Genomic DNA, 1,789 nt, shown 5'->3' on the forward strand with positions numbered 1-1,789 from the left:
GATGGTGAGGTGGTTGGCTGGTTGTCGGCCTACCCGCGGCCGAGCGACCGCTCCACGGTCTGCATTTGGAATTGCTGTGCAACCTAAGCTACGCAACATGCGCTTGGGCAAGGAACTCATCCTCTCAGCCCTGAACGAGCCGGCTTGCGAGGGCGTGACGCACATCAAAGGCACGGTGACGCTCCCGAAAGGGCATCTAAATTTCTTCGCAGTTGTGGCTCGGGACTTGGGTGCGCCAATCCGGCAAGCTCTGGTTCGACCGCGAGACCAAGGGACAGCGTGAGAGCGAGTACACGATAGGCATCAGTCCATCGAACGCTCCATCAGCCCTGCAGGCATTCCCGCCGATATGCCTAGTCATACAAATAAGGAGGCAACGATGACTCACCAAAGTGCACCGGATCGCGAGGAGGAATTCGCGATCTTCAACCATCTTGAGTCGGAAGTGCGGAGCTACGCTCGCAGCTTTCCCGTCGTTTTCGCGAGGGCACGGGGAACTCAGCTGTTTGCGCGAGATGGCACAGCTTATCTCGACTTTCTCATGGGCTGCTCAAGTCTAAACTATGGGCACAACCCGCCCGAGCTGAAGTCCGCGCTCGTAGACTATATCGCGAGTGACGGCATCACCCATGGCCTCGATCTGTATAATGAAGCCAAGGAGTCTTTTCTGCGAGAATTTCATGAGACGATCCTTACCCCGAGACAACTAGACTACGTCGTACAGTTTCCCGGTCCCACCGGCGCCAACGCGGTCGAGGCTGCCCTCAAGTTAGCGCGCAAGATCACTGGTCGGTCCAACATTATAGCCTTCACCAACGGCTTTCATGGTGTGAGCCTTGGCGCGCTCTCCTGCACCGGCAACCGATATCACCGCGCCGCCGCCGGCCAGCTGCTCGGCGGCGTCACGCGGCTACCCTATGACGGCTATCTTGGGTCCACTGTAGACACCGCCAATTACCTTGATCGCCTGCTCTCGGACCCCTCCAGCGGTGTGGACGCGCCGGCGGCGGTGATTGTCGAGACAGTTCAGGGCGAAGGCGGCCTGAATGTCGCCGGGACGCAGTGGCTGCGCAAGGTGGCAGCCATTGCGCGCAAACACGGAGCTCTGCTGATCGTAGATGACATTCAGGCCGGCGTTGGCCGGACCGATGCGTTCTTCAGCTTCGAGGCGTCCGGTCTCCGCCCGGACATCGTCACGATGGCGAAATCGATATCGGGCTATGGCTTGCCAATGGCCATCGTCCTAATTGACCGACAACTCGACAAGTGGGAGCCGGGAGAACACAACGGTACGTTCCGCGGCAATTGCCATGCTTTCGTGACCGCCCGGGCAGCCCTGGAGCACTTCTGGCGGACAGACAGCTTTGCGGCGTCCGTCGGGGAGAAAGGCAATCTGCTGAAAAGCCGCCTTGAGCAGATCGCGCAGAAATACGACCCAAGCCGCGTGTCAGCCAAGGGTCGTGGCATGATGCGGGGCATCGATCTAAAGTTTGGCGAAGTCGCCAGTCAAGTCATCAGCACCGCCTTTCAGAATGGCCTCATTGTCGAGACCGCTGGTCCCAAAGACCAGGTCGTGAAGTGTCTGCCACCTCTTGTCATTGGGAAGGATCAGCTTGGCCAAGGCCTCGACATCCTCGAGGACGCTATCGAAAGGGTGATCGGCAGCACCGTGAACACGGCAGCGTAAGAGGTGAATCATGATCGTCAGGGATTTCAATAAGGAGAATCTGACAGCCCGGCGGGTTCAGACGACGAGCTGCGAAAGCGTGCAGTTGGGGGGCGCGAGGTG

1 protein-coding gene is annotated in these 1,789 nt (G+C 59.1%); it reads left to right on the top strand.

The genetic code is table 11. From position 1 onward, the window contains the following. Positions 1-379 precede the first annotated feature (379 nt). Positions 380-1,687 carry a diaminobutyrate--2-oxoglutarate transaminase gene (gene ectB, locus NKI59_RS34855; RefSeq protein WP_352709051.1) on the top strand — a complete coding sequence of 436 codons (1,308 nt, stop codon included), beginning with the start codon at positions 380-382 and terminating at the stop codon, positions 1,685-1,687. Positions 1,688-1,789: the final 102 nt, after the last annotated feature.

It is taken from the genome of Mesorhizobium sp. M0598 (genome assembly GCF_040320865.1).
Classification (GTDB): domain Bacteria; phylum Pseudomonadota; class Alphaproteobacteria; order Rhizobiales; family Rhizobiaceae; genus Mesorhizobium.